The sequence below is a fragment of the Prolixibacter bellariivorans ATCC BAA-1284 genome, assembly GCF_000621705.1.
GTDB classification, from domain to species: Bacteria; Bacteroidota; Bacteroidia; order Bacteroidales; family Prolixibacteraceae; genus Prolixibacter; species Prolixibacter bellariivorans.
Window position 1 is genome coordinate 170,448 of sequence record NZ_JHXO01000009.1, and the last position, 20,378, is coordinate 190,825.

Here is a 20,378-nt window from a genome sequence, read left to right on the forward strand (position 1 = left end):
ACAAGATGAAGTAACAAAAAAGTTATAACACCAAATGTGATTACAGCCTTTTCTTCAACCAAACGAACCCGAGTGGTTGAATTTGTAATTCCTCATCAAAATTACGACTGGTAATAATATCCATCCAACCGGTATTTCCCGACAGCTGGACTTGCTGCGTTTGTCGCGTCAGGTTAAGATGGGCATAAATCGATTGTTCCTCAGAATTTCCTTTTCGGCATAAAGAGAACACACCATTACCCGAACTGATAACCTCAAATTCACCGTACGGATCGAAAGCCGGCTCATTTTTTCGAATATCAATCAACTTTTTCAATCCATTCAAAATGACCGACTGGCGGGTATCCGGATTATCTAGTAGCTCCTCCATGTATCTGTAGTCGAACTTCTGCCGGTTTATTCGACGGTTCTGTCCGCTCTCCTCCATTCCCTTCACATCGTTCACTGAGCCCACCATCGAATGAAAATAGATGGCCGGCAAACCTGGCATCGTCAGCAATACAGCATGAGCCAGCAAACTACGCTTCACGCCCAACTCCTCATCCTGGTCCGGCCCATGTAACAGACTAAGGAAATTGCAGTTGATCTCATAGGGGACTTGCTCACCGTTCCCTTTGGATTTGTACGAAACTTTACCTCCGTTAGCCTGCGCCGCATCGATGAGCACGTTCAATTCCTCTCGGTCGAGAATGTCATCTACCGGCATCACGCCAATACCGTCGTGACTGGAGAGAAAATTAAAATAACACACGTTTTTATGCGGAACTACCAGATTCGAAACCCAATCACTAAAGCGCTCCGTCGTTTCATTCAGCAGGCTAAAAGCCAACAACGGAGGCAGCGTAAAATTGTACACCATATGCGCTTCGTCGCCATCACCGAAATAAGCGATGTTATCAGGATGCGGCACATTGGTTTCCGTCAGCAACATCACTGATGGATTCAAATGCTCAATAACGCTTCGCATCAGCTTAACCAGTTTATGCGCCTGCGGAAGATGCATGCAGGTTGTATTTTTCTCCTTCCAGATAAATCCAACTGCATCGAGGCGAATAATCGAAGCTCCTTTCGACACGTAAAACAGCAACAGATTAAGCACCTCCAACAATAACTGTGGATTGGCAAAATTCAGGTCAACCTGGTCACGGCTGAACGTTGTCCAAACCTGGTAATCACGCTCCTTTCCTGTAAAAGTATGTACCAACGGAGACGTTCGGGGACGCGTAACATTCTCACAGCCGTCCAGGTTATCTACTTCAATATAAAAATCGCGGTATTGCTCCTCACCGTTCAAAAACCCCACAAACCAATCAGATTGACTCGAGTTATGATTGATAACTGCATCGAACAGCAACCGGAAATCATGCGACATCTTTTCGACTTCCTGCCAGTTTCCCAGTTCAGGATTAACCGAATAGTAGTCGGTTACCGAAAAACCATCGTCCGATGTATATGGATAAAACGGAAGAATATGAACAATAGAAACCTGCCGGCTCAAATATCTATTCAGAAACCGGTTAAGTGTCACCAGCTTATCCTCTCCTTCCTGATAAACCTGATCGCCATACGTTATTAAAACGACATCCTTCTGCGTAAGCACTTTATCTTCCGCTTCAGCGAGAAACTGGTACTTATTCCAAAGTTTATCAATTCCATCCAAAAGCAAAGTAACCTCTTCAGGCTTGTAAATACCTGACAAGAGTTCCTTAATATATTCCATAAATTACAATAGATATTTCAGTGACAGACTTATCAGTACAATCACAATAAACTGTACGATTAAAATAATGGTATTTCTCGACCAGAAATGATAGTGTTCCTCATCAACATCCTGTTTTTCAGCTAACACTTTTTCCTTCTGTGTCAACTTCTGAGTGAATAACGCTACCGCGAAGGTGACCACTGCACCAATAAGGTTCCACCAGAACCAGAAAAGATGATCACCTACAACCAGCCAAAGAAAAACGTTAACTAAGACGCCAGTGACCAATCCAATATTCATTGCCCGCGAGTGTACCCAGCGAACCATGCTGGCAACCATAAACGTAGCAAGGATGGGACCGTAGAAAACGGATCCCACTTTATTAATCGCTTCGATAACCGTTTCGGCAATATTCCCGGTAAAAAAAGCAAGCACGATGGTCACAACTCCCCAAAATACGGAGGTAAGCTTAGAGTATTTGAAGTATGCCTTATCACTGACTTTCTTACCGGCTACCAGCAAATCTTCAGTGGTAACAGCACTTAACGAGTTGATAGTTGAACTGAGCGATGACATGGCCGCCGACAAAATGGCCACGATCAACAATCCTATAAGTCCGTGCGGCAAATAATCACGAATAAAAACCGGGATTAACAGGTCGGGCTTGTCAGCCGGAATCAGGCTCGAGAAAGCCGGAGTCATCAAGGCAAAGGTACCAACCACCAGCCCCATAATGCTATACAGCAACGTAATCGGGAATCGCAGCAAACCATTTACCAACAACGTATTCCGGGCCGTTTTCATGTTTTTCGCCGACAACAAACGTTGCACCTGCGATTGATCGGTTCCGTAATAAGATGCATACAGGAAGAAACCGCCAATGACCATCGGGAAAAATCCGAAAGCGCTACCGCTTCCCTCTCCGATTCCAAAATCTTTAAAATTGACCGCATTTAAACGCGAAGGATCCAGATGAGCCAGAAAATTGTGAAAGCCACCCAGGTAATCAAGGCCAACAAATAACGAAACCACAATTCCACCGACCAGAATAATCATCTGAATCATATCACCATACACAACAGCACTCATACCTCCCTGGTAAGAATAAATGAGTGTGATGACACCAATCACCAGAATGGTCTGATAAAAGGGAATCCCCAACACGCTCATCAGAATAAGGGCTACGGCATAAACCATCACTCCTGTTCCAAAAGAACGGCTTATCTGGAAAACAATACTAATCAAAACGCGTGTTGAGCGGTTGAACCGGTTCTCGAGATATTCGTAAATACTGACAATTCCGGCTTTATATAATTTGGGAACCAAAAATACTCCAAGAAATATCATGGCCAGTGGTAGCCCAAACTCATAACTGAGCCATTGCAATCCACCTCCCTGGCGAATTCCAACAAAAGCAGGTGCTGAGATGAAGCTAATAGCCGAAAGCTGCGTAGCCATCACCGACAGACTCAACGGGAACCAGCCAAATGATTTTCCTCCGAGGTAATAGTCCTGCCGTCCACTTTTTTTGCTGAATAGTTTTCCCAGCAATAAAAATCCACCGGCATAAACCACCACGATAATATAGTCTATCCAATTCATGAAGTCGTTTTATTAATCATGTCCAACACCAGTGCAGCGGTCCACGAAAAATCTGCTCCTCCGTAGCCCGTTCCCGACTGGTTATCGGTAAAGGGATTAAAGTATTCATAAATCCCGTATTCCTTCACCATTTCAATGGTTTGATTCTTAACCAACTCAGCTTCATCGGAAAGATGGTAATTTAACAAACCTTTCCAAATCAGCCAGTTCATATTCACCCAAACCGGTCCGCGCCAATAGTTTTTCTGCTCAAAACCCACTCCCTCCGGGTGGCATGACGGGAAAGGACGAATCTGTGTTTGCTCCCGGTATGGCTTCAGCATCCGCTGAACACGGGCTAATGAAGGAATTCCGGCAAATATGGGAATATAAGAACCTGAACAGGGTTGCTTTAGTTTTTCTCTTCCAACCAGGTCGTAAGGAAAATAAAGGTCCTGCTCATCATCCAGAAAATAGACGTCGAAACTTTCCGTTCCCTGATTCAATTTCTGCGAAAGCCAGTCAGTATCTTTATTCAACACTTTCCCAAGGCGAATAAGACTCTTCGTTGATGCGAGCAAAATACCGTTGAAAACCGGATCGAGTACCTGGAATGGAAAATCATCAGGAACTTCAGTATACTTATTATCCCGAAGCGTATCAACCAGATACAAATATCGTTTGTAATCCAAATCTTTTGGACGGGTCGATTCACTTTCTTTCACCTCATGAACGTCTTTTCTTTCGAGCTGAATATATTCAAGCTCATCCAATGTAATCCGCTCCAGCGGAATATCCCACCACGGTGAGTTATCCATCCCCGATTCCCAGTTGTGCCAAATGGCCACCAATCCGGTGGATTCGTGCTCACGATATTGATAGAGCCATTGATGATAAGCACTGACTTTATCGAACAGCTCGCTGATGCGCAGAATATCCAATCCGGCTTTGGATAACTCTTCCAGAATAAATCCATGAACCGGCGGCTGAGTAATTCCGGATGTCTTCAAATCAGCAGGTGCTTCTTCCGACACCCCGGAATTCCAATAATCAGCAGAAGGAAAATAGGAACTATATTTTTCCGCGTTATGAAAGATAATATGCGGCAGAAATCCATTCTTCCATTGTCCGGAAAATAATGCCTCCATTTCGGTGAGCGCCCTTTCAGGCTTGTGATGCAGGTTTCCCAGGGCAATAAATCCCGAATCCCAATTCCATTGAAACGGATACAAACGGGGTGACGGAATGGTAAATCGTCCTTTCCAGTTTTTGTCCAATACCTGTATACACTGATCTGCAAGTTCCATATAGAGAAGAAAAAGTCGGTTATTCTTATTTGAGAATAACCGACTTAGTGAAAATTTGATTAGAAATTAAAGGTTGCTCTCACATATACTCTTCGTGGCAGAATTGGACGGCCGACGAAAAAGTCGCCACCGCTAATCTGCGAATTTCCCTGACGGGGCGATCCCTCGGTAATGCCTACTGAATTGGCGAGGTTAAATACCGACACACCTAAACGAAATGACTGAGTTTTGCCCAACATCGTCGTGTAGCCGGCATCCAGGCGCATGATGGAATAGGGATCCAGCTTCACTGTATTTGCATCGTTGGCAAAACGCTTACCAATGAAATTATCTGATAAGCCGGCGTCAAACACACCATCATTGTAGGCAATACCCAACATTCCCATGGCACGGGGCTGTCTTCTCAACCAGTTACCAACCTGATCCGGATTTCCTTCTACTTTGGTATACTCGTGATTCTGAACAGTTAAGTTACCGTAGAAATTCAGCTTCTTGGTCAGGTAATAACTTGCATACGCCTCCAGACCAATGGTCCGTGTACTTTGCACACTTACCTGTTCGGTGACACCACCAGCACCATCATTCACAAAATCAACTGAACGACGGTCGCCTAATGTTACGTAGTAAGTGCCCAGATTGGCTGCAAAATTCTTAAATCCGAATTTAGCACCGGCTTCCGCCTGATAAATTTTTTCAGGTTTATATGACTGTGTCACACCGGGACTGATAAATTTCACCGAACGAATTTCGGGGAAGAAATACCCTTTCGAGAAGTTTGCATACAAATTGGCTTGATGCGACAATTTATACAGACCCGCCATCGCCAGTGCAAAACCATTGGTTTGTACAGTTCCTTTATCGAAAGTATTGGAGCCGATTCCGGTTTCACTGGTAATAAATCCTTTCGCATGCTCGTAGCGGAGACCGACGTCCAGATTGAATCGATTCCACTTAATTTCGTCTGCCAGATAACCGGCCGATTTCTGCATCGCATTCACTTTGTTAGATGTCTGCGAACCGGAACCGACAATGTAACCGCCTTCAGTATAGTTCTGAGTGACGCCATTTTCCTGATAAGTCACGTCCACCATTTTCGGTTGGTTCCGGAAATCGCCGAGATAGCTGTAAATGTAATCATCGTCGCGGGCAGAGGTGTATGAGTTGAACGTTCCAATCGTAAGATTATGATTCGCGCTTCCCCAGTCGAAATTTTTGGAGAGGTTAAACTCACCAACCAATTCCTGCATCGGGCGATTGCGATCCAAAATACGGTTTTGGAAAAGTAAATCTGTCTGTTTCAACGGCTGTCCGGTAGAAACATACGTGAACGTAGCATTGGCAGGCAAACCTCTTGCAGCGAGGTAATCAGACTGCAATTCCGGAACGTTATGTACTCCGTCACCATCTAAAAACAGGTTAAACTGATGCTGGTAACTGGCATATTTTGTTTTCACCTTCAACACCCAGTCATTATCAAAATTGTAGTTGAAATCAGCCATCAGGTAACCACCTTTGGTCATTACACCATTGCTGATTTGCGATTTGTGAACACCATAAGGAGTATCGAAAGAGAAATCAGTTGCCTCACCTGTCAGCGTCGTATAAACTGTTTTTCCGTCATTTCCTTTCGGGCGGGAATAGTTTCCGTTGTCGTTTTTCAACGGATAGGGCAAATAGAATACTACTTTGTCATCGATGTACTGTCCGTAAAGAGTAAAAGCACCTTTGCCGTCATTCAACATCTTTTTGATATTTCCACGGAATTGTCCACCAACTGTTTTCAGACCTGTCTTCAAAGGCCCTTCGTCGTACCGGAGGAAACCAGAAAAGGCATAGAAAGTCGTTTTATTAATCTGCCCTGAAGAGAGTACATCAGCTCGTGCACGACCGCCATCAGCCCATTCGAGCTGAATTTTGTTTTCGGGGATAGCTGAGCCTGTAATACTGGAATAGTTGATAATACCTGCAACCGATCCAGCGCCGAACAAGGTAGAAACACCTCCTTTTACAAATTCCATATTCCGGAAGCCTAAATCATTCCGAAAATAAACATCGTGTGCCGAAGAGTTCAGACCGAAAGCACTCAAAATCGGAATTCCGTCAATCTGAATAGGGGTAAACTGATACTGTCCGCCGGAAGGCAAACCACGTACAAACACGTTGGAGGCAACCTCGCCACCGCCACCTTCGGCAGTGATACCGGGAACCGTCCGCAGAATATCAGCCTGACTGTTGGACGTCAGTTTCTCCAGCTTCTTGCTGTCCATTTCAGTCATCGACAACGGAGAATCGAATTGCGTCCGTTTACTAAACGTTGCAGTCACAACCACATCGTTCAGGTTAAACAAGTCGGCAGAGAGGGCAAAATCCTTGTTAAGTGTTTTACCTTCCTGAATGGTTACTTTTGTGGTTTGCTTTGTATAACCAACAAAGGAAACACTGACCGTAGACGTTCCGGCCGGAAGGCTCAGTGAATAATGGCCATTTCCATCGGTGATGGTACCGTTTGTTGTGCCATCGACATATACCTGCGCCCCAGGTAACGGATTGCCGTTATCACTTTCGGTTACCTTTCCTGATAAGGTACCTGTTCCCTGTGCCATTGATGTCAGAGATAACATCATTAAGGCAAGAAAATGAACTAAAAAAATGTTAGTCTTCATAGGTTTACTATTTTTTAAAAGGACTTGGATTGAATTTTCTGATGGTAAAACTATGAACTATAAATCCCGGACTCCTGACTCTGATTTTCCATTTATGGTACTCTATTTGCCTTTTATTAATATATGGTTAATTTTACTGTCAACACAATGCCACTTTGATAACATAAAGTTAAAACGAGTCTAAATAAATGACAGGAAGACCGACCATCGAAATGCTGACTGAAGATCCGGGACAGTCAATTTTATGCAGAAGGATTGTAAGGGCGAAACGTCCCGATATCCACAACGAAGGCGTGTGGCATTATCATCCCGACTTTGAAATCACTTACACACTGAAAAGTTCCGGTAAGCGTTTTGTAGGCTACAATATATCGGACTATACCGAAAGTGATTTTGTTCTGATTGGTGAGAACCTACCCCACTCCTGGATTACCAATCAATACACGGAGCAGATTGTAGTCAACTTTAAAAGGGACATGTTTGGCGATGCATTTTGGAATGCCCCTGAGATGAAAAAAATAGAAGAGTTGTTGGACAAGAGTCAGCAAGGCATCTTTTTCAATTCGGAAACGTCGTCGAAAGCATTGCCATTAATGTTTATGATTGAACGCGAAAATGGGTTCAACCGGCTTCTGCATTTTTTCCGTCTCCTAGATTTGCTGGCTAATTCCGAAACACAGGAAGTCATTACGCATTTTCATCACGAAGTGAAAGACAGCCTGAAAGCTTCGAACCGCATTGAGCGAATCTATTCCTACATCTTGCAGAATTATCAATCGAACGACATTTCGTTTACGGAGCTAAGCAAGGAATTAAATATGAATAAGAGTTCGGTGTGTAAGTTTGTCAAGAAAGTAACCAAGAAGACTTTCTCAGAGATTGTAATCGAGACCCGCGTCAGTGAGGCCTGCAAACTTCTCGCCGTTAGCGACATGTATATTTCCGAGATTTGCTTTGCCTGTGGCTTTAACAACCTCTCAAACTTTAATCGTTCGTTTAAAAAAATAATGCACACGACTCCCAAAGAGTATCGAAATATTTACCGGAGTTCGAAGAAGGAGGACTAAAATTACTACAGAATTTTTAATAACACACAATCCACTATTACGCCCGGTACTTTTGCAACAGCTCCAGCATTTTCCGGTCGAGCTGATTACCACGGAAGTTTTCGTAGTTCACATCTTTCCGGCCTGAATTGAAGATACCAAAATCCCCTTTCAGGTTCCAGAGGCTCCATCCCCAGCCCATTTCCCGCCACAGCGAAAGAAAATCCTCCATCCAGCTCAGGCAAATTTCATGCGGAGTATATTTATAACATCCCCATTCGCCCACATGCACATTCACGCCTTTCTTCATCAGCGGGCGCCAGGGATCAATCTTTTCCTTCCTGAGCACCTCTTTATTCCAGGTTTTACCATTCTTATCAGTAAACGGCCAGGAAGGTTTCGGCCAGCTATCGGGAGTATATCCCGGGACCCAACTCGCCCGGTAGTGTGAAACCTGCATCGGGTCGTAACCGCGACAACTCTGTACAAGGCCCAAATCAGCGATTTCCGGAACCGGATCGCGTCCCACGTTAATACCGTCTGCAAAAATCAGTCGTTTCGGATCTTCTTCCCGGATAGCTTCCACCAGCGCTCTGACCACACGGGCGTAGTTTTCATTGGGTGTGACAGGAGGTTCGTTGAGCAGGTCAAAACTGAGACGCCGGTTCGGAATGCCCTTGTAACGTCGTGTAATATACCGCCAGTGATAAATGGCCGCCTCAAGAGCCTTGTCCTTCTCGGGCCCGTAAAACAAATCGATGGGTTCCAGACCACGACCATTAATACAATAACCCGGAATCCGATGAAGGTTCATGTTGATATGCACATTATACTGATGTCCGAAGTTCACCGCCTGATCGACATCGAGAAATACTTTCTCATTGATATCCATCCATTTGTCCACTTCCGGTTTCGACCAGTTCCAGTACGACATGGGCAGCCGGGCAAAATTGAATCCCAACTCCTGCATCAGTGCGAAATCTTCCTCATCGTATTTGCGGTTGGGCTGATTTCCCGAAAACTTGGCCAACAAATTAAAACCATACCAGCGGGGAATGTTCCCCGGACGAATATCCTTTGCTTCATCGAAAGCCAAAGTACTGCCCGAAGTAAGCAGGGTCGCGGCAGTTGCCAGACCAGCTCGTTTCAAAAAGTCACGTCTTTCCATCGTAGTTAGGTTTGTTAGTTCAGCTCAACCGGAAATCGTCTTTTATTTCGCCCGATTCAAGTTTCCCTTTAAGATATTCCCTTCTGCATCGGTTACGAGGTAAGGCATCCAGTATTCCAGCGCTGCGGGACCTTCAGGAAGTTTATCCATGTGCAACAATTCGGCCGCCGTGAGCCAACCACCTGCTGACGCATCTTCCAACAACTCCCGGGCCTTCTCCAGGTCCTTGCGAACACCCAAACCAGCGAGATACAGCAAAGCCTGATTAAAGCGGGCCATTTCGTCACCACCTTTAGCCAGTTCGTTTAGCTGCTCCAAACAAGCTTTAAAATCAGGACCATTCAATTCTCCTCTTTTCAGGAAAGTGGCTTTGTTCAATTTTGCAGCGCGCAATCCGCCTTCTGCTCCGGTGTTCAACCACTTCAATGCTTCCGCCGGATTGCGTTTTTCCAGTTCGGGTGAAACCAGCAAGGTTCCCAGCAAATTGGCAGCAGGCAAAAATCCATCTTTGGCAGCAGGTTCCAAAAATGAAATCGCTTTAGGGTAATCCGCCTTCTCATCTTCTCCGGAGTATAGCCGCCCCAACATAAAGCGCGATTCATTATCGCCTCCGTATCCGCCTTTTGCAAAACATTCAGCTGCCTGAACCGGATCGGCCTCCGTTCCTTCGCCATCTAAATAAAGCTCTCCGAGTGTTCGCCAAGCCTCGGTGAAACCGCTTTCGGCTGCTTCGCGGTAGAGCGCAAACGCCTTTTCCCGATCTTTCGGAATGCCTTCACCATAAAAGTACATTCCCGCCAGGTTGTATTTTGCTTCCGCTGAGCCTTCCTCAGCGGCTTTTTCAAACAATTGCAAAGCTTTGGAATAATCTTTTTCCAGGCCTTCGCCCATGTAATAAAGCACGCCAAGGTTATATTCGCCCAAGGCGAAACCGTTTTCGGCTGCTTTCTGATACCATTTGGCAGCTTCTTCCAAATTGGCCTCGATGCCTTTTCCCTGATGATAAGCGTTCCCCAGGTTATTCATCGCCTCCGGAACACCTTTTTCTGCCGCAAGGCGATACATCTCCACAGCCTTCTCAATATTGAATTCTGTTCCCCGCCCGGCTTCATACAGTACTCCCAGATTAAAAAGCGCACGGGCATATCCTTCGTCAGCGGCCTTCCGGTACCAGGTAAATGCCTTTTCCGGATTCTTCTCTACCGTTATGCCATTCTCGTAATAAACACCAACCCGGAACATTCCACCAGGGACACCTTTCTCTGCCGCATCCATAAACCACTGAAACGATTTCTCTTTATCGGACCAATAGCTCAGGCCTTTCTCGTGCATGATGCCAACCAGGTAAGCAGCCCTCGGATGGCCTGCCTCGGCAGCACGACTGAAATAATCGGCAGCCGCATGATCGTCTTTATCGGTAATTTCACCTGCCAGGCAGAGACTCGCATAGCGGTACTGTGCTTCAACGACACCTTTATCGGCAGCTCGTTTGGCATAATCAACGGCCTTCTTTGTATTTTGCTCAACATTCTCGCCCGTTTCACACAGGTAAGACAGACGAAGCATCGCCTCCGCATTACCTCCCAACGCAGCCTTTTCGAGCCATTCAGCTCCTTCCGATTCAGCTTTTTCAAGGTATTGATTGGCAATAATTTCCTGTGCCGGTGCATACCCTTTGTCAGCCGCGACCTGATACCAGTCGTGCGATTCTCCCAATTCGTCCAGCAGGCGTCCGAGCAAAAACATGGCCTCCATGAAATTAGCATCGGCAGCTTGTTGCAGATAGTTTTTTGCCTGTTCGATATCCTTCTCGACGCCCAGACCTTCGAAGAGTATTTTGCCCATTTTCATGGCAATATCAGCCGGCAGGGGATCATCAATTTTCGAGAACCAATGATAAGCCAGTGCGTAATCCTGTTCTGTTCCCCGTCCTTCGTAGTAAAACCGGCCAACTTTGCCACAAGCTTCCGGATAATCAAGTTCAGCTGCATTTAGATACCAATCAAACGCTTTGGGAAGCTTTACCGGCACCGACAATCCCTCTTCGAATACTTCACCGATCTTGTACATGGCCGGGGCGTAACCGACTTTCGCCGATTCGTACCAGTTATCGACCGCTTCTTCCAAATCGCGACGACCACCTTTTCCGAGACGGACCAGTCGTCCAAAATTATATTTGGCTACAATGTCACCTCTTTCGGCTCCACGCTCGTACCACTCGAAGGCTTTCTCGTCATTTTCCTCCAGGCCGATTCCAGTCTCCCGCATCTCACCAATGTAGTTGCAAGCATCGGCACCGCCAGCCCGGGCTGACTCAAGAAACCAGCGGACCGACTTACTGGCATCCTTTTGCCGGTTCTCTCCCGTGTAATACCATTTCCCGATAGTCAAAGCAGCCTTTTCGAATCCTTCAGCCATCAGCTCCTCAAAGGCTTTGTTCGCTTTATCCCACGAACTCTCCTGTTCATAAAAATCCAGGAATATCATGGCAGGCTTATAACCAGAATCAAAAGCTTTTTGAATCCGCTTCAGGCCCTTTTCTACTTTTTCTTTCTTCAGCAGTTCCAGACCTTTCAGAAATAGTTTGTTTTCAGGGAATATATTTTCAGTCATTGCTTATCAATTTAACAGACTCTAAAAATAGCTTAACCAGTTAACAGAATGAAACTGTTCAACTGAAATTCTGTAATATTTTTTTGATATGCTGTCTCTTCGTTCACCATCGTTCCGGCAATTTAAGTTTGTTTTCCTGCCGGATCAATGGAAGATTTATTGCCAACATCCCAATCCAATACTGCTTACAAAAATGAACCATAATTCCACAACGCCAACTGGTACCATGGCGTTGGTGGCCGGCCCACACCCGGGTGTAACCACCGGTGGGGATCGTCCGCTAAGAGGTGGGCAGACTCCGCTAACTGGTGGGGACTGTCCGCTGAGTGGTGGGCAGACTCCGCTAATTGGTGGGGACTGTCCGCTGAGTGGTGGGCAGACTCCGCTAACCGGTGGGGACTGTCCGCTGAGTGGTGGGCAGACTCCGCTAACCGGTGGGGATCGCCCGCTAAGTAGTGGCCGGACTTCGCTGACTGGTGGGGACTGTCCGCTATGTGGTGTGGAAAACCGTCCGCATGACAAAAGATATTGGCCGCAGTATTGCAAATATTTCGAACAACCAACTAATTTTACCACAAACACCGAGACCATGGAACCACTGGAAATTATAGACCGCTATTACAAAAAGAACTCAAAAGCATACAATATTCTTGTTACCCACAGCCAGTTGGTAACTAAAAAAGCGCTGTGGATAGCACGACGCCATCCCGAATTAAATCCCGATACGGAGTTTATTGAAGAAGCCGGCATGTTGCACGATATTGGCATTATCAAGACCCATGCTCCCGACCTGGGATGCTTTGGCGAACTTCCTTATTTATGCCACGGATATTTGGGGCGCGAAATGCTGGAAGCAGAAGGTTTGAACGACCACGCCCTGGTATGTGAACGTCACACCGGAGTCGGCATTACGGCGGAAGAAGTGGTAAAGAACAAACTACCTCTGCCCGAGCGCGATTTTGTGCCGGAATCGGTAGAAGAACAAATTATTTGTTTTGCCGATAAATTCTTCTCCAAAAGCAAGGATCTGAAAAAAGAAAAATCGCTAACTGAAATACGGAACTCGATGGGACGGTTCGGACAGAGAAACATCGATCGCTTCGATGAGTGGTGTGAACTATTTCTGTAAAACTAAAAAACGATAACAAAATAAAAGGCGGGAAAATTCCCGCCTTTCTTCCTTACCTAAACTTTCTATCAGTGACTATGATTATGCTCTGCTTCTTCGAAGTACAGAGCGGCAAATTTGTCTACTACATCATTCATCATTCCAATGTATTTCAAATCCGTCGTTTGCTTCGCCTTCATGGCGTACACACATAATTCGTGTAATAATCCCAGCATTTTAGCATTTTTCTTTTGTTGTTCCGGGTCGTCGCTCACCTTGATACGCTGAAACATAAAATACTGGGTAGCAACATCCTGAATCTTCGTAGCATGCACGTCTTTATTGGTCACCCAGCGAACCAACTGGTTATAATTAACCGGCGTTTCACCCGATAATTGAGTAACCATCTGCATACTTTTTTCCACTGTGTGGATATCTTCTTTTAACAGTTGAATGCGAAGTGAATCTCCATAAATTCCGCAGGGAATCTCGCAGTGGGCTTTGGCCTCACCCGAAAGCATAGCCAGGAGAGCAAAGAGGGTAATAAATACCAATTTTTTCATAATATCAGGTTTTTATCGTTAGTTAATTTGCGTATTATTAACACAGTAAGTCGCTCATTGTTCAACAATAATCTGGTCCGACTGTTTGAAAACAAAAACACAGGAATTGGCGCTAACTAAACGACAAAGGGGACGGATATTCTTCACATTAAGCCTGGTATTAATCGGGTTATTTATTGTTTTTGTCATGCCCCGCTTCAGTCGAAGAATCTTACTGTACCGCACACCGGGTTACGACGATTATAAGCTGTTTGATAACCGTGAGGTAAAAACAGGAAACGTACTTCCCTGGTCCGTACTTCCTAAATCCAGCCAAATTCCCCTCAAGGAAAAATCGAAAATCTATCTGTCCGCCGGTCACACCTTCAGCTATGTTGTTGTCCATCAAAATCAAATCGTTAAAGAATACTATTCTCAGGATGCCAGAGCAAATTTCAGGGCCAACTCGTATAATCTAACACAAGGAATTCTTTCATTGCTGATGGGCTGTGCCATTCAGGATGGCTATATTGAAAATGTGGATCAGCATGTCAGCGATTTCTATCCCGAATTTTACGAGAAAATGAACCAGGGAATCACCATCCGCCACCTTCTCGAGATGACCTCCGGATTGAAGCCAGCCCAGAGCATAACCAAGCGCTGGCCCTTTTCCCTTCAGGCCTATTACGCAAACAATCTGAACGAGCGGATTCTGAAAATGAAGTCTTCCGAGCCGCCTGGTGAAACCTGGCATTTTACCAGTGCCAATGCCCAGTTACTGGCCATGGTCATTGAACGGGCAGCCGGCATGCCGATATCGGATTACCTGGGGAAAAAACTGTGGAAGCCACTGGGATGCGAATCCCCGGCCCTTTGGTCGGTTGATGATGTTGGAAATGTGAAAGCATTTTGCTGTTTATTTGCAACCGCAAGAGATTTGGCCCGTATTGGACAATTTATTCTGAATGAAGGAAACTGGAATGGGAAACAAATTGTCCCGAAAGATTACCTCCGGAATATGATTACACCGGTAAATGATCTGCGCAATGCAGCGGGCAAAGAGATTAACAACTGGGGATGGTATTGGTGGACGACGCACTACCGTGGAAGAACAGTCATTTTCAGTCGCGGACAAATGGGCCAGTACCTGATTATTGTTCCAAAAGAAAGAATCATTGTCGTACGGCAGGGGGAGCTTGGTTCTCCCGACTTTAACCGCATCAATATTCCCGAGCTTTATCAATTACTTGATATCGCCTTCCAAACATCAGGCATTATTCTCTAAAGAAAAACCTAATTGTTGTCGTAGAAACTTTGACGTTTATCCAGTTTCAAGTCCTTCAGCAGTGCTGAAGTGGCTCTGATGGTGAAGCTATAGCTTTGCCGATAACCAAACGGGATGAGATTCAAAGACATTTGCCAGCAGTGCAAATCACGGAATACATTAAACTGCGTAAAAGTCACCTGGCTATTACCAATATCATAGCCCGATGAAAAACCAATTTTCCACTTCTTCGTCAAATTCAAATTACCCGAAAAATCAACGGTCGAGGTGATATTAGAACTCAAATCTGGTCTCGGTTTAGTGTACCGAAAGCTGTAATTGAGGCGAACATCCCATGGCAGATTGAAATCTTCGTATTCGGGATACTCACCAGGCAATATTTTTCCCTGTCCATTGTCCACAGCTTCCTCTCCCGGTGTTTTTCCGTTCTTATCGTCGTTTTTCTTCGACTTAAATGACAAGCCAAAAGAAAGGTTAGCCGAGGTTAAGCGTGCCAGCTTACCTGTCTGGTTAAGTTCGAAGGTGTTGATTCGTCGTCCGTCAACCATGGCGTAGGGATCGAAAATAGCACCGAAGTTAATGTTGGTACCGGCAACTTTGGTTCGCCCGCGCACACTGATATTTGAAAGATTCAGCGAATCGGCCGCCAGGTTATATGAACCACTCAGCGAAAGCTGGTCGAGCAGTTTTATTTTCTTGTAGGCATCCTTACTGTCCGTTTTGGCAGTGTCCTTTTCCGACTTCAGCTTTTTCATTTCCAACGTATTATTCAGGCTAAAGCCGATAGAACCCGAACGTCCCTGCCCTGCCGTACCGTAAAGGGCATTCTGATGGTACGGATACCGAATATATTCAGGCCTTCCGAGGGAATCGTAAACAGCAACTGTTCCGTACATGCCATAACGCGGATCACTAAAGTCGGGTCGCATACTGAAGCTGATGCTGGGCGTCATCACGTGGCGGATACCCTTGATTTTACTGTTTGGATTTCGCGGCACGTACATACCGTACAATTTGGTAGACGCCCCCACGCTGAACGAGTAATCGTAATCACGGGTAAATCCGTAAATCGTATCGGTCACCTGCATCTGATTGGTATCGTAGTTATAATCCTTCCTGATCTGCTTGGTATACCAACGCTCAGTATAATTAAATGATGGACTGATTGTCATGAATTTCAAAGCCTTAAAGGAAGTACTGACCGGAATGGATTGCTTAATACCGTTTTCCCAGTCAGATACAAATGAAGAATTGAGCAGGTCGTACTCCTTCATATTGGTTTTATTCTGAATGTCTGCTGTATAGCTGACCCCAATCTTTTCGTACCATTTCTCCTTTCCAACACGCTCTTTTGATTTGAAAGGGTAAATCCGGTTCATGTTCACCGTCATTTGGGGCATCGTCAGGCTAATCGTTGTATCGCGACTGTTTTGCGAGTGCCGCAGGTTGGCTGACATGGAGAACGGCGAATTTTCCCAGCGCTTGGTATATGAAATACTCGATTGTTTCGTATTAGTCAGGTAATTCTGAGTCGAATAAGAGTTATTCTGATCATACGAGCTGGTCGAGAAATTCACACTGGCGCTAAACGTCTGGTTGGGACTTGCTTTCGGGTCCATCCGGTGACTCCAGGTAATCGCGAAATCATTCTGCGTTTTATATCCCGGAAGGCCTTTGTCGCCAAACACATTCTTATAAAATTTCAGGTCAAAGCTTCCGCTGAACTTGTAGCGAAGTTTATAGTTGGTATGAAATTTCAATCCCCTCGAGCCTTTCGAATAAATATCGCCCCGGAGTGCCACATCAAAGTAATCGCTGGCGGCCCAGTAATAACCAAAATCGCGCAGGAAGAAACCACGGTTTTTCTCTTCACCTTGCGAAGGCATCAGAAAGCCTGATGAATATTTCGGTGAATTTGGGAAAAAACCAAAAGGAATGATAGCAAAATAAATGGGCAAATCCTCCACTACCAGGTAGGCCGGACCGGTGATAATCTTCTTGTTCGATATCACTTTGGCTTTGGTCATCTCCAGGTAGAAGTGCGGATGTTCGGCATCACAGGTCGTGTATTTTCCGTTTTTCAAACAGTAAGTCGAATCATTGACCAACTTGGTTCTTTCCGCTTGTACATATCCCCCCTGTTGTTCGGTAGTTACACCAAATACAATTCCCTTTTTGGTTTTGAAATTATACCGGATCTTATCTGCCTGAAATTCTTCCGAACCTTGCTTGAAGTTTGGTTTCCCCTGAATCGTTCCGGTTGAATCGGGCATACCGACCGCATATACTTCACTACTATCGAGGTTCAATTCGATGTAGGCTGCTTTTAATTCAATATCCTTATAATCAACCTGGGCATCACCATACATGAACACTTTTTTTCCACTAATAGAAAAATCAAGCGAATCGGAAGCGGTATAGCTGATTTCTGCATCAATGGATTGTACTTGTTCTGAAGATTTCTGATCTTTCTGATTATTATTACTCAAAGAATCAGGCTGAGAGGGCCTTTCAGTTACAGGTTGCACCTGAGGATTAACAGTTCCGGAACGCAACTGAGGTGTTTTCCGTTCAACCGGTTCCTGAGCATAAGCCATCAAAGAGTTAAACAACAGGATGACAAAGAGAAAATATAATCGATGATTTTTACCCAAAATCGTGTCTATTCAAATACGTTTAACCTACCGAATATGCGATAAAATTATGTAGTGCAAAAGTAAAAAAACCTCCTTTAGAATTGGGGTCTCGCTAAAAATTATTTAATCTTTCTATTTTTGTAGTAGTTATGATAAAGCAAGCGACGAAATGTACATTATAAATCTCTTCCACTTTCGAAAAGCACTAAGGCCACTGAGAACCATTTCTCTTTTGCTGGGAATGGTTATTCTTTTTTCCGGTCCGGTGTATTCACAATCAGAAAATGAGCCGGCATATAAACTAAAGACGGTTGTACTGGATGCAGGACACGGTGGGCGCGACCCCGGTGCCATGGTAGGAAAATTAATGGAAAAGGACATCGCGCTCGACATTGTACTAAAGCTTGGACATTATATAAAGGAATACCTTCCAGATGTGAAGGTGGTTTACACACGTGACAGTGATTTCTTTGTCCCACTATATAAACGGGCAGAAATCGCCAATAAAATAAAGGCGGACTTATTCATTTCTGTGCACGTCAATATTTGTGGCAGTCCTTCCATCCACGGTACCGAAACCTATGCACTGGGACTACACCGAACTGAAGACAACCTGGATGTAGCCAAGAAGGAGAACAGTGTTATTTTGCTGGAGAAGGATCATACCACACGGTACGAAGGCTTTGACCCCAACTCTTCAGAATCATATATTATGTTCGAATTGGTTCAAAATGAATTTCTGGACCAAAGCCTGATGTTTGCTTCCGATGTACAAAATCAGTTTAGAACAAGAGCCGCCAGACATGACAGAGGAGTTCGTCAGGCGGGATTTCTTGTACTTCGGGAAACCTCGATGCCCAGTGTTTTGATTGAGACGGGTTATATGAGTAACAAAAAAGAACTGAATTACCTGGAAAGCGACAACGGAAGAGCCCTGATAGCATCAGCGATATTCCGTGCATTCAGAAACTACAAAAAAACCATCGAGGCCCGCAGCAAGTATCACACCCAGGTTGCTGAAACCCCAAAAAAGAAGCTAAAGCCAGCCATTGATTCGGTTGCCGTTTCGGGGCGTGATACAATTGATTTATATAAGGGATTAGTATTTGCCATTCAGATTGCTGCTTCGAAACGGGAACTAAAACCTAAATCCAGTAATTTTAAAGGAGTTAACGACCTCTATCGAATTAAGACGAACAATATTTACAGATACCTCACCTGCGCTTCGAATAAAGAAGATGAGGTTCAGAATCAACTAAAAGAGGTTCAGAAAAAATTCCCCGATGCCTATGTAGTAGCTTATGAAAATGGCCATCCTGTATCAATACAAAAAGCCCGCAAAAAAATCGCTGCGGAACACTAAAGTAAAATAGTGCTTTTTATATCAGGATTTTCCTCATTACTTTTGTTTAGACTCTATATCAATCTTAGCCACACATGAAAATTAATAAGACCACGAAAATAGGCTTACTCACTTTGGGAAGCCTTGCCATACTCATCTGGGGAGTCAACTTCCTGAAAGGACGGGATCTCTTCAAATCCGAAACCATATTCTACGCCCAATACCACAATGTAGGTGGCCTCGAAGCCTCATCAGATGTGCGCCTGAACGGATTCAAAGTCGGATATGTCAGAGACATCTATTTTAAAGAGGACCAGTCGGGTGACCTCATAGTCAAACTGGCCATCAACAAGAACTTTGAGATTCCCAAAGGAACGGTTGCAGAGATCGTCAGTACGGACATTTTAGGCTCCCGCTCAGTACAATTAACCCTGGGAAAAAGCAACGAATATTATCAGCCTTACGATACCCTGCGCACATCAGTTGAAGCCGACCTAAAGCAACAAGTGAGCGAGGAGCTGGCTCCGATTAAAGCGAAAGCTGAAAACCTGCTGGGCTCACTTGATTCGGCTATTACTGTTGTTACCTATGTATTCAATGATAAAACCCGCGACAACCTCAGGGAAAGTTTCGCACACATCAATAATACCATTCTTAATCTCGAAGAAACATCGAAGAACCTGAATATGTTAGTGGCCGACCAAAAGGAAAATATGTCGGCTACGATAGCGAACATGCGGAAAATAAGTGAAACGCTGAATAACAACGCCGATAACATTGATAATATCATGAAAAACCTGTCAAATGTTAGCGACACCCTTTCAGCCTTGCAGCTACAGGCATCTTTGAGCCGTTTTGATAATATGCTGACAAACCTGGACTCCATTATGGCCAAAGTGAATAACCAGGAGGGAAGTTTGGGGCTGCTAGTAAACGATCCAATGCTTTACAATAATCTCAACCGGATTAGTCAAAATCTGAACCGTTTATTAATCGATTTACGTCAAAATCCGAAACGCTTTATCCATTTTTCTGCGTTCGACTTGGGTAAGGAAATTTACCTCACCCCAAAACACAATACGCAACCCAATGAGGATGTGAAATTTAGGGTTCTTTTGGTAAGCAGCACTTCAGCAATACCGATGGAATCAGCTCTATTTAAGACATTTAAAGATGTTCAGGAGGTTAAATCAGGAAAGTACTTTAATTATTTTACCGGTAATGATTCTTCGATAGAAAAAATTAGAACCATTCTAAATAAAGCACAAAATGTCTTTCCTGACGCTTCGATCATAGCATTCAAAAACGGGAAAAAAATCAGATTAGAGAGAGCGTTAAAAAAGGTTAACAAATAAATTTCATTCCAATTTCATTTTTCTTAAATT

Annotated in this window: 13 protein-coding genes; 5 read left to right on the top strand and 8 right to left on the bottom strand. The window is 44.6% G+C overall.

What is annotated here, in order from left to right; all coding sequences use genetic code 11:
* Positions 1 to 40: 40 nt before the first annotated feature.
* From T426_RS0112475 to T426_RS0112490, 4 genes are read right to left on the bottom strand one after another with little or no spacing between them, the layout of a single operon-like run.
* Positions 41 to 1,720 carry a sugar phosphorylase gene (locus T426_RS0112475; RefSeq protein WP_025863965.1) on the bottom strand — a complete coding sequence of 560 codons (1,680 nt, stop codon included), beginning with the start codon at positions 1,718 to 1,720 and terminating at the stop codon, positions 41 to 43.
* 3 nt (positions 1,721 to 1,723) lie between these two features.
* Positions 1,724 to 3,304 (bottom strand): sodium:solute symporter family protein, encoded by a 1,581-nt coding sequence (locus T426_RS0112480; RefSeq protein ID WP_027585783.1) that lies wholly within the window; start codon positions 3,302 to 3,304, stop codon positions 1,724 to 1,726.
* Positions 3,301 to 4,590: an MGH1-like glycoside hydrolase domain-containing protein gene (locus T426_RS0112485; RefSeq protein ID WP_025863964.1), complete on the bottom strand. Its 1,290-nt coding sequence runs from the start codon at positions 4,588 to 4,590 to the stop codon at positions 3,301 to 3,303. Before T426_RS0112485 ends, T426_RS0112480 begins: the two co-directional genes overlap by 4 nt.
* 59 nt (positions 4,591 to 4,649) lie before the next feature.
* Positions 4,650 to 7,253: a TonB-dependent receptor gene (locus tag T426_RS0112490; protein WP_025863963.1), complete on the bottom strand. Its 2,604-nt coding sequence runs from the start codon at positions 7,251 to 7,253 to the stop codon at positions 4,650 to 4,652.
* A 188-nt stretch (positions 7,254 to 7,441) separates the two neighbouring features.
* Here T426_RS0112490 and T426_RS0112495 point away from each other — a divergent pair, with 188 nt between their 5' ends.
* Positions 7,442 to 8,320: an AraC family transcriptional regulator gene (locus tag T426_RS0112495; protein WP_025863962.1), complete on the top strand. Its 879-nt coding sequence runs from the start codon at positions 7,442 to 7,444 to the stop codon at positions 8,318 to 8,320.
* A gap of 37 nt (positions 8,321 to 8,357) precedes the next feature.
* Here T426_RS0112495 and T426_RS0112500 read toward each other — a convergent pair whose 3' ends face one another.
* Positions 8,358 to 9,467, bottom strand: a complete 1,110-nt coding sequence (locus T426_RS0112500) for a cellulase family glycosylhydrolase (protein ID WP_027585784.1) — start codon at positions 9,465 to 9,467, stop codon at positions 8,358 to 8,360.
* Between the two features lie 42 nt (positions 9,468 to 9,509).
* Positions 9,510 to 12,080, bottom strand: coding sequence for a tetratricopeptide repeat protein (locus T426_RS0112505; protein WP_025863961.1), 2,571 nt, complete (start codon positions 12,078 to 12,080; stop codon positions 9,510 to 9,512).
* A gap of 193 nt (positions 12,081 to 12,273) precedes the next feature.
* Between T426_RS0112505 and T426_RS26100 the strand changes: the two genes are divergently transcribed.
* Complete coding sequence (locus T426_RS26100; protein ID WP_244957741.1) at positions 12,274 to 13,209, top strand: HD domain-containing protein; 936 nt, start codon at positions 12,274 to 12,276, stop codon at positions 13,207 to 13,209.
* A gap of 68 nt (positions 13,210 to 13,277) precedes the next feature.
* On the opposite strand, the gene T426_RS0112515 is transcribed toward T426_RS26100, so the two are convergent.
* On the bottom strand, positions 13,278 to 13,751 hold the full coding sequence (locus tag T426_RS0112515; protein WP_025863959.1) for a superoxide dismutase [Ni]: 474 nt from the start codon (positions 13,749 to 13,751) through the stop codon (positions 13,278 to 13,280).
* A gap of 85 nt (positions 13,752 to 13,836) precedes the next feature.
* Between T426_RS0112515 and T426_RS0112520 the strand changes: the two genes are divergently transcribed.
* The gene (locus T426_RS0112520) at positions 13,837 to 15,015 is read left to right on the top strand and encodes a serine hydrolase domain-containing protein (protein WP_148303710.1); all 1,179 of its coding nucleotides are present in this window, start codon (positions 13,837 to 13,839) and stop codon (positions 15,013 to 15,015) included.
* Positions 15,016 to 15,023: 8 nt separating this feature from the next.
* Here T426_RS0112520 and T426_RS23610 read toward each other — a convergent pair whose 3' ends face one another.
* The gene (locus tag T426_RS23610) at positions 15,024 to 17,669 is read right to left on the bottom strand and encodes a putative LPS assembly protein LptD (protein ID WP_157604990.1); all 2,646 of its coding nucleotides are present in this window, start codon (positions 17,667 to 17,669) and stop codon (positions 15,024 to 15,026) included.
* A 151-nt stretch (positions 17,670 to 17,820) separates the two neighbouring features.
* Between T426_RS23610 and T426_RS23615 the strand changes: the two genes are divergently transcribed.
* A complete protein-coding gene (locus tag T426_RS23615) occupies positions 17,821 to 19,014 on the top strand; it encodes an N-acetylmuramoyl-L-alanine amidase family protein (RefSeq protein WP_025863956.1) in 1,194 nt (397 codons plus the stop codon).
* A 74-nt stretch (positions 19,015 to 19,088) separates the two neighbouring features.
* Positions 19,089 to 20,348 carry an MlaD family protein gene (locus tag T426_RS23620; RefSeq protein WP_025863955.1) on the top strand — a complete coding sequence of 420 codons (1,260 nt, stop codon included), beginning with the start codon at positions 19,089 to 19,091 and terminating at the stop codon, positions 20,346 to 20,348.
* The last annotated feature ends 30 nt before the right edge of the window (positions 20,349 to 20,378 follow it).

Excerpts from the sequence above, each read along its gene's own strand:
- T426_RS0112475 (WP_025863965.1), bottom strand. The coding sequence starts at position 1,720 with ATGGAATATATTAAGGAACTCTTGTCAGGTATTTACAAGCCTGAAGAG.
- T426_RS0112480 (WP_027585783.1), bottom strand. The coding sequence starts at position 3,304 with ATGAATTGGATAGACTATATTATCGTGGTGGTTTATGCCGGTGGATTT.
- T426_RS0112485 (WP_025863964.1), bottom strand. The coding sequence starts at position 4,590 with ATGGAACTTGCAGATCAGTGTATACAGGTATTGGACAAAAACTGGAAA.
- T426_RS0112490 (WP_025863963.1), bottom strand. The coding sequence starts at position 7,253 with ATGAAGACTAACATTTTTTTAGTTCATTTTCTTGCCTTAATGATGTTA.
- T426_RS0112495 (WP_025863962.1), top strand. The coding sequence starts at position 7,442 with ATGACAGGAAGACCGACCATCGAAATGCTGACTGAAGATCCGGGACAG.
- T426_RS0112500 (WP_027585784.1), bottom strand. The coding sequence starts at position 9,467 with ATGGAAAGACGTGACTTTTTGAAACGAGCTGGTCTGGCAACTGCCGCG.
- T426_RS0112505 (WP_025863961.1), bottom strand. The coding sequence starts at position 12,080 with ATGACTGAAAATATATTCCCTGAAAACAAACTATTTCTGAAAGGTCTG.
- T426_RS26100 (WP_244957741.1), top strand. The coding sequence starts at position 12,274 with ATGAACCATAATTCCACAACGCCAACTGGTACCATGGCGTTGGTGGCC.
- T426_RS0112515 (WP_025863959.1), bottom strand. The coding sequence starts at position 13,751 with ATGAAAAAATTGGTATTTATTACCCTCTTTGCTCTCCTGGCTATGCTT.
- T426_RS23615 (WP_025863956.1), top strand. The coding sequence starts at position 17,821 with ATGTACATTATAAATCTCTTCCACTTTCGAAAAGCACTAAGGCCACTG.
- T426_RS23620 (WP_025863955.1), top strand. The coding sequence starts at position 19,089 with ATGAAAATTAATAAGACCACGAAAATAGGCTTACTCACTTTGGGAAGC.